The 6,624-nt window shown below is 34.1% G+C and carries 8 protein-coding genes and 1 pseudogene; 7 read left to right on the forward strand and 2 right to left on the reverse strand.

Annotated features, from left to right (window positions below):
- The 7 genes and pseudogenes from ACXJIE_RS05375 to ACXJIE_RS05405 all read left to right on the forward strand — a co-directional run.
- Positions 1–151, forward strand: a pseudogene (locus ACXJIE_RS05375) (Holliday junction branch migration protein RuvA); the annotation flags it as partial.
- Entirely contained in the window at positions 148–1,182 is a 1,035-nt protein-coding gene (locus ACXJIE_RS05380; protein ID WP_456479945.1) for a D-alanine--D-alanine ligase, read from the forward strand. The pseudogene ACXJIE_RS05375 and the gene ACXJIE_RS05380, both read left to right, overlap by 4 nt.
- Position 1,183: 1 nt before the next feature.
- Complete coding sequence (locus tag ACXJIE_RS05385; protein ID WP_456479946.1) at positions 1,184–1,453, forward strand: acylphosphatase; 270 nt, start codon at positions 1,184–1,186, stop codon at positions 1,451–1,453.
- A gap of 2 nt (positions 1,454–1,455) precedes the next feature.
- A complete protein-coding gene (locus ACXJIE_RS05390) occupies positions 1,456–2,868 on the forward strand; it encodes a Mur ligase family protein (protein WP_456479947.1) in 1,413 nt (470 codons plus the stop codon).
- A 9-nt stretch (positions 2,869–2,877) separates the two neighbouring features.
- Positions 2,878–3,489 carry a TRAP transporter small permease subunit gene (locus ACXJIE_RS05395; RefSeq protein WP_456479948.1) on the forward strand — a complete coding sequence of 204 codons (612 nt, stop codon included), beginning with the start codon at positions 2,878–2,880 and terminating at the stop codon, positions 3,487–3,489.
- The gene (locus ACXJIE_RS05400; protein ID WP_456479949.1) at positions 3,489–4,781 is read left to right on the forward strand and encodes a TRAP transporter large permease; all 1,293 of its coding nucleotides are present in this window, start codon (positions 3,489–3,491) and stop codon (positions 4,779–4,781) included. The genes ACXJIE_RS05395 and ACXJIE_RS05400 overlap by 1 nt, the downstream gene beginning before the upstream one ends.
- Positions 4,781–5,491, forward strand: a complete 711-nt coding sequence (locus tag ACXJIE_RS05405; RefSeq protein ID WP_456479950.1) for a DUF72 domain-containing protein — start codon at positions 4,781–4,783, stop codon at positions 5,489–5,491. Before ACXJIE_RS05400 ends, ACXJIE_RS05405 begins: the two co-directional genes overlap by 1 nt.
- Positions 5,492–5,588: 97 nt before the next feature.
- On the opposite strand, the gene ACXJIE_RS05410 is transcribed toward ACXJIE_RS05405, so the two are convergent.
- On the reverse strand, positions 5,589–5,756 hold the full coding sequence (locus ACXJIE_RS05410; RefSeq protein WP_456479951.1) for a hypothetical protein: 168 nt from the start codon (positions 5,754–5,756) through the stop codon (positions 5,589–5,591).
- Between the two features lie 10 nt (positions 5,757–5,766).
- Complete coding sequence (locus ACXJIE_RS05415) at positions 5,767–6,450, reverse strand: hypothetical protein (protein WP_456479952.1); 684 nt, start codon at positions 6,448–6,450, stop codon at positions 5,767–5,769.
- Positions 6,451–6,624 lie beyond the last annotated feature (174 nt).

The following is a 6,624-nucleotide window of genomic DNA, read 5'->3' on the forward strand; positions in this document are numbered from 1 at the left end:
AAATCCGGTATTCAACCAGGCTTTAAGCGCGCTTGAGAGTTTGGGCTTTAATAAAAACGACATTGTTAAAGCATTAAACGGAATAGAAAGTAGTAATCTTGAAGAAACAATAAAATTAGCATTAAAAAAACTGAGTAAGGATGTGAAATGACATTTGCTTTAATATTCGGTGGTAACAGTTTTGAACATGAAATATCTATTGTAAGTGCGATTACTTTAAAAGAAAAAATCAAAAAACATAATCTTATATTTATATATATTGACCAGTTTAGAGACATATATTTAATTGAAAAAGAGAATATGAAAAGCAAATATTTTGCAAGCGGGAAATATAAAAATTCACAAAAAATAGAATTTGTAAAAAACGGGTTTAAATATGTTAAAGGTTTTTTAAAGAAAGAATATTATGTTAACTTTGATGTAGCAATAAATCTTATCCACGGCAAAGACGGGGAAGACGGAAAACTCCCGGGGATACTTGAATTTTTTTCTGTAAAAGCAATAACGCCAAATGTAGAGGCAAGTGCAATAAGCTATAATAAAATTTTAACTAAAATGTATGCCAAAGAAATAGGGGTGAATACAATAGAATATGAAATCGTAACTGAAGCAAAAACCAAATTTGATTTTCCGATTATTGTAAAACCCGCAAGACTTGGTAGCAGTATAGGTGTGAGTGTGGTAAGAAACCAGGATGAATTTAATTATGCTTTTGATGTGGCGAGGGAATTTGATGATTTAATAATTGTTGAACCCTTTATTGAAGGTATAGAAGAATACAACCTTGCCGGGTTTTGCTCAAAAGAAGGGTTTGTGTTCAGTAAAATAGAAAAAGTTGAAAAAAAAGAGTTTTTGGATTTTGAAAAAAAATATATGGATTTCAGTAGAAAAGAGACAAAATTTCCTGAAATTGAAGAGGATTTGAAAATAAAACTTCAAAATTCGTTTAAAAAAATATATGGCAATATGTTTAAAAACGCGCTTATAAGATGTGATTTTTTTGTAAAAGACGGGATAGTGTATTTAAACGAAATAAATCCTGTTCCGGGCAGCCTTGCGAATTATCTTTTTGATGATTTTGATCAGATTCTTGAAAAACTTGCCGGAAGTGTCGAAAATGAAAAACTCATACCTGTAAACTTCGAATACATCAATAAAATTCAAATGGCCAAGGGGAAATAGAATGACTTACAGATTTATTATAAGCGGAAAAGTTCAGGGGGTCTGGTACAGAAAATTTGTAAGTAAAAATGCGAAAAAAGCCGGTTTTAAGGGATATGTAAGAAATTTGCCCGATACAAGGGTCGAAGCGGTTGCCGAAATAGAAAATGAAGAAAAATTAAAAGAATTTTTGGACATTTTAAAAAAAGGTTCGCCTTACAGCAATGTGAAAAATATAGAATTCGAACGGACAGAAGATATGAAATTTAATGATTTTGAAATAAGGTATTAAGTATGTTTGATTTGGTTGTCAATTTTATTACCGCCTATGTTTTAGGATTTTATATTATAACGGTTTTACAGTGGTACGGCTACAAAATAAAGCGGATACTTTTTCATTTTCACAAGCCCCTTTGGCATCTTCTGTATTTCGTGGTGCCTGTAGTTACTTATATCGCCGCATACAGGTTTTTTTGGATATATCTGTTTTTCGGGCTTATTCCTTCTCTGTTTTTATGGGTAAAAAGGGTAAAAGCTCTTGTCGTAACGGACAGGGTAAAAAGGTTTTTTGTTTATGTGGGGCTTTTTGAAACGCTGAATCTTTTATTGTTAAACAAATATCATTACAATCCTGGAACAGGGGTTTTGTTTGTAATAATCGCAGCCGTTTTGGCGTCTGAAATAACGGAATATGTTTTATTTGTCAAATACAAAAACCTCGCCAAAAACAGACTTAAAAAAATCAATCCCAAAATCGTCGCCATTACCGCCAGTTACGGAAAAACATCAATAAAAAACTTTTTATATCAGTTGTTAAAAGACAGTTTCAGGGTTTATAAAACACCAAGAAGCGTCAATACGTTAAAAGGTATAGTTAAAGATATAAATGTAGATTTGCCGGAAAACATTGAAATATACATTGCGGAGGCGGGTGCGAGAGAGAAGGGCGATATTCTCGAAATTGTGGAATTTTTAGAAAACGAATATTCGATTTTAGGAAAAATCGGCCCGCAGCATATCGAATATTTTAAAACGCTCGAAAACATCAAAAACACAAAACTTGAAATATTTAAAACGCCTAAACTTAAAAAAGGCTTTTCTTACGAAGTGCCTTATAACGAAAAAGTTGAAGTTATTAAAGACAGAATTAAAAACATAAAAGCTTCACTTGATGGTATAAAATGGGAAATCGAAATAGAAAATAAAACATATCCGTTCGAATGTAAACTTTTAGGCGGGTTTAATGCCGTAAACGTAACACTTGCCGTTTTTCAGGCGTTGGAATTCGGACTTAGTATTGAAGAATTGCAGCAAAAAGTGCTAAAATTGGAATCAATCCCCCACAGGCTTCAAAAAATCGAAGTAGGGGGCAAAATCATAATTGACGACAGTTTTAACGGAAACCTCGAAGGAATGGTTGCTTCTTATGATTTGGTAAAAGAGTACCGGGGCAGAAAAGTACTCGTAACACCAGGAATTGTCGAAGCGACGGACGAACAAAACGTAAAACTTGCAAAAAAAATAGAAGAGGTGTTTGATCTGGTGATTATAACGGGAAATATAAATAAAAAAGTTTTATGCGAAAACATTATAAATACGGATAAAATCGTATTAAACAACAAAAAAGACCTGGAAAAAATTCTGGCGGAAAACACAAAAGCGGGCGATTTGATTCTGTTTAGCAACGATGCTCCGGAATATCTGTAAGGAGAAAAAATGGACGGTTTTATGAATGCCTTTTTTAATCTGACGATACCTCTTAGCGAACACATTGATTATACCATTGTAGGTACGGCCGTAATTGTATTGGTACTCTCTTTTATACCCAAAACCGATTTGATTGTTGAGAAAATAACCAACTTTTTTATGATTTTGGCGGTCGTTTCACTTATTGTTTTAACCCTGATCGTCAGTTACGACGTAATAGTCAGAAAGCTTTTTCACGGGGGGAGTATTGCGTTGCAGGAGCTTGAATGGCATCTTTTCGATTTAACGTTTCTATTTGCAATCGCTTACACTTTAAGCCACGACAAACACGTAAGGGTTGATATTTTTTACGACAGGTTTTCAGTAAAAACGAAAGCCGTTATTCAGATAATTACAATTCTTTTTTTCGTAATTCCGCTTGCCACTTTAATCGTTGCCGAAGCGATACCTTTTATTCAGATGAGCTATTCCATGCACGAACAGTCTGGCGACCCGGGTGGGCTTTGCTGCAGATGGATTATAAAAAGTGCGATGATGTTCGGGTTTTTTGTTGTTATTTTACAGTCCGTATCGGAACTTAAAAAAGCGTATTATAAATTAAAACACTCAAAAGGTAATTAATGACTGGGATAATTTTATTTATCGTTGCGTTTATATTGTTGATGGTTGGGATTCCGGTTGCATTTGCTTTTGGTGCAAGCGCTGTATTTGCCGCTTTGATAGATCCGAATCTTGGGCTTGACGTATTCGGACTTCTGCCTTACAGGGTTTATGGAATAATGCAAAACTTTACGCTGATGGCGGTTCCCCTTTTTATATTTATGGGATTTATACTTGAAAAAAGTAAAATTGCCGAAAATATGCTTGAATCGATAGGCGAGCTTTTCGGACCCGTAAGGGGAGGTCTTGCGATTGCCATAGTGATAGTCGGTGCCATATTGGCCGCATCTACCGGAATAGTGGGGGCAAGTGTGGTTATGATGACGATTATTTCATTGCCGATTATGCTAAAACACGGTTATTCCCCGAGGCTCGCCGGCGGTGTAATTGCCGCAAGCGGGACGCTCGGGCAGCTTATTCCTCCGAGCATCGTTTTAATTATTTTGGGTGCGGTAATGAATATAAGCGTAGGGGATCTGTTTAAAGCCGCTGTAATTCCGGGGCTTATAATAGTTGGGCTTTATATTGTCTATATTTTAATAGTCGCTTTTTTAAAACCTGAAATCGCACCTGCGATTAAAACCGACAAACCGTATTCCAAAATACTTTTTCAGGCTTTAAAATCCCTTGTTGCTCCTTTTATACTTATTGCTATTGTTTTAGGAAGTATTTTTGCAGGGTTTGCCACACCTACCGAATCAGCCGCAATAGGCGCACTCGGTTCAATCATACTTACGTTTTTTTACAGAACGTTTAATATGGAACTTTTAAGATACGCTACCGTTGAAACGGTAAAAATTACTGCCATGATATTTATGATTTTAATCGGTGCTACGGCTTTTTCGCTTGTATTTAACGAATCGGGGGCGGGTGATATTGTTACTACTTTCTTTACCGATTCCATTTCAAACCAGTATGCGTTTATTGCCATTACAATGGTTTTGATTTTTATTTTGGGATTCTTTATCGATTTTATCGAAATTACGTTTATTGTAATTCCAATACTGCTTCCAATTGTTCAGGAATTCGGAATAGATCCTTTATGGTTTGCGCTTTTAATAGCAATAAACCTTCAGACTTCATTTTTGACGCCGCCTTTCGGGTTTAGTCTGTTTTATCTAAAAGGTGCCGCGGGTGATAAAATACAGACGAAAGATCTGTATCTCGGTATTATTCCGTTTATTTTAATACAGATATTAACTCTTTTAATAGTTATTTTTATACCTAAACTCGTTTATATTTTAGTTAACTGATGGTTTATATAGGAACAAGCGGGTATTTTTACAAAAACTGGGTAGGGGAGTTTTACCCCTCTGCACTCAAAACATATCAGTTTTTTGATTATTATGCGAAACATTTTAACTCTTTGGAACTTAACTCCACATTTTACAGGTTTCCTAAAATAACTACAATCAAATCATGGAAATACAGACTTAAACATTTTGAAAACTTTAAAATTTCAATCAAAGCAAACAGAGAAATTACACATAAGTCCGGATTAAAAAATTTGGATGGATTAAGAGAGTTTTTGTCAGTAATAAAAAATCTGGATATTTATCTCGGTGCGGTTTTATTTCAGCTTCCTCCGTCTTTAAAATATGACATAGGGCTTCTTATAAATTTTACGCGTGCACTTGATGATGATTTAAAATATGCGATAGAGTTTAGAAACAGTTCGTGGTATAGGCTCGAAACATACACGTACCTTAAAGATAAAAACATTGCAGTTGTATGGCACGATTACAATCAGGAGATCGATTTTACACAGACAGCCGACTTTATATATGTAAGACTGCACGGAACGCAGGGAAAATATAAAGGAAACTATAGCGATGAATTTATGCTTGAACTCAAAAACAGGATAAAAGACAATGAAAGCTATATTTATTTTAACAATACGGATGACAACAGCGCATTTAAAGACGCGTTAAGATTAAAAGTGGTATTTGAAAATAAGATTTAGAGAATATACATTATGTTAACTAAATAAACTAAAAGGATACCAAAACGGTATCCTTTTAGTTTATTTATATAGTTATACATAAGGTATTAGATCAGTTTCATTGCCAGTTCGCTTCGTTCCAGTTTGACTGGTTCCATACCATTGCCTGTGTTTGATTAGTGTCGTTTGATATTGTGTTGTCATCGGAAGAACTGCTGCTCCCTCCACATCCTAAAACAAACAGCAAAACCAAAAAAGCAGCAATAAAAAACAATGTTTTTTTCATTTTATACCCTTTAATAAACACTGACATTTACATCGTTTTGCAACATTTGATTTTTTAAATCCTCGCTAATTCCTAAAACTGTAGAATCAAAAGGTTTAACAGGATAAACACTTAAAACCGAGCTGTTGTAATCAAATAATTCACAGGTTCCATCTGCCACCTGATAAAAAGTTTTTTCGTTATTTTGATATGTTTCATAATTACTGAATGTATAATAATAAAAATTATCACTTAAATTTACAGTTTGATTGTCATCCCCAACCTCGGCAAATCTTATTATAGCTCCTTTTCCGAATTTTATACTTATATGCTGTCCATTTGCAGATAAATTATTATCAATAGGATAGTAGCTCCTTATAACATAACTCCCGCTTATATCACAGTTCGGATTGTCAAATAAAACCCATAAAGTTGTTAAGAATCGCTCTTTAAAAACCGGATACCCTATACTTCTAAAAGATAAATATGAAGAAGGTGTATGAATAGTTTTATATCCGATGTAAAGTCTGTAATTTGTAGGCGTTAACATTGCAAGCGAACGTATATCAAACATTGTAAGTAATCTGCCAACTTTTGTGTCGTTTATATATACGGAAGCATTTGAAACGGTGTTTTGAACCTGATTTTGAAGATATGTGAAGTTGTTGTTTACATCCTCCGCTTTTGCCGGTGTGTTTGGTGTGAAAGTAATCAAGCCGTCAGCAAATAACGCTACCCCCCCCCCCCTATTAATAAAGCACTGATTAATTTTTTCATTTTTGCTCCTTTAATTTAAATTTAATCAAATTATTATATAAAAAAAATGTTTTTATTTGCAACACTAAAACAATTTATTTAACAAATCTTTGTTATCTTCAAGGTATTTGTC

This window comes from Nautilia sp. (genome assembly GCF_053994455.1).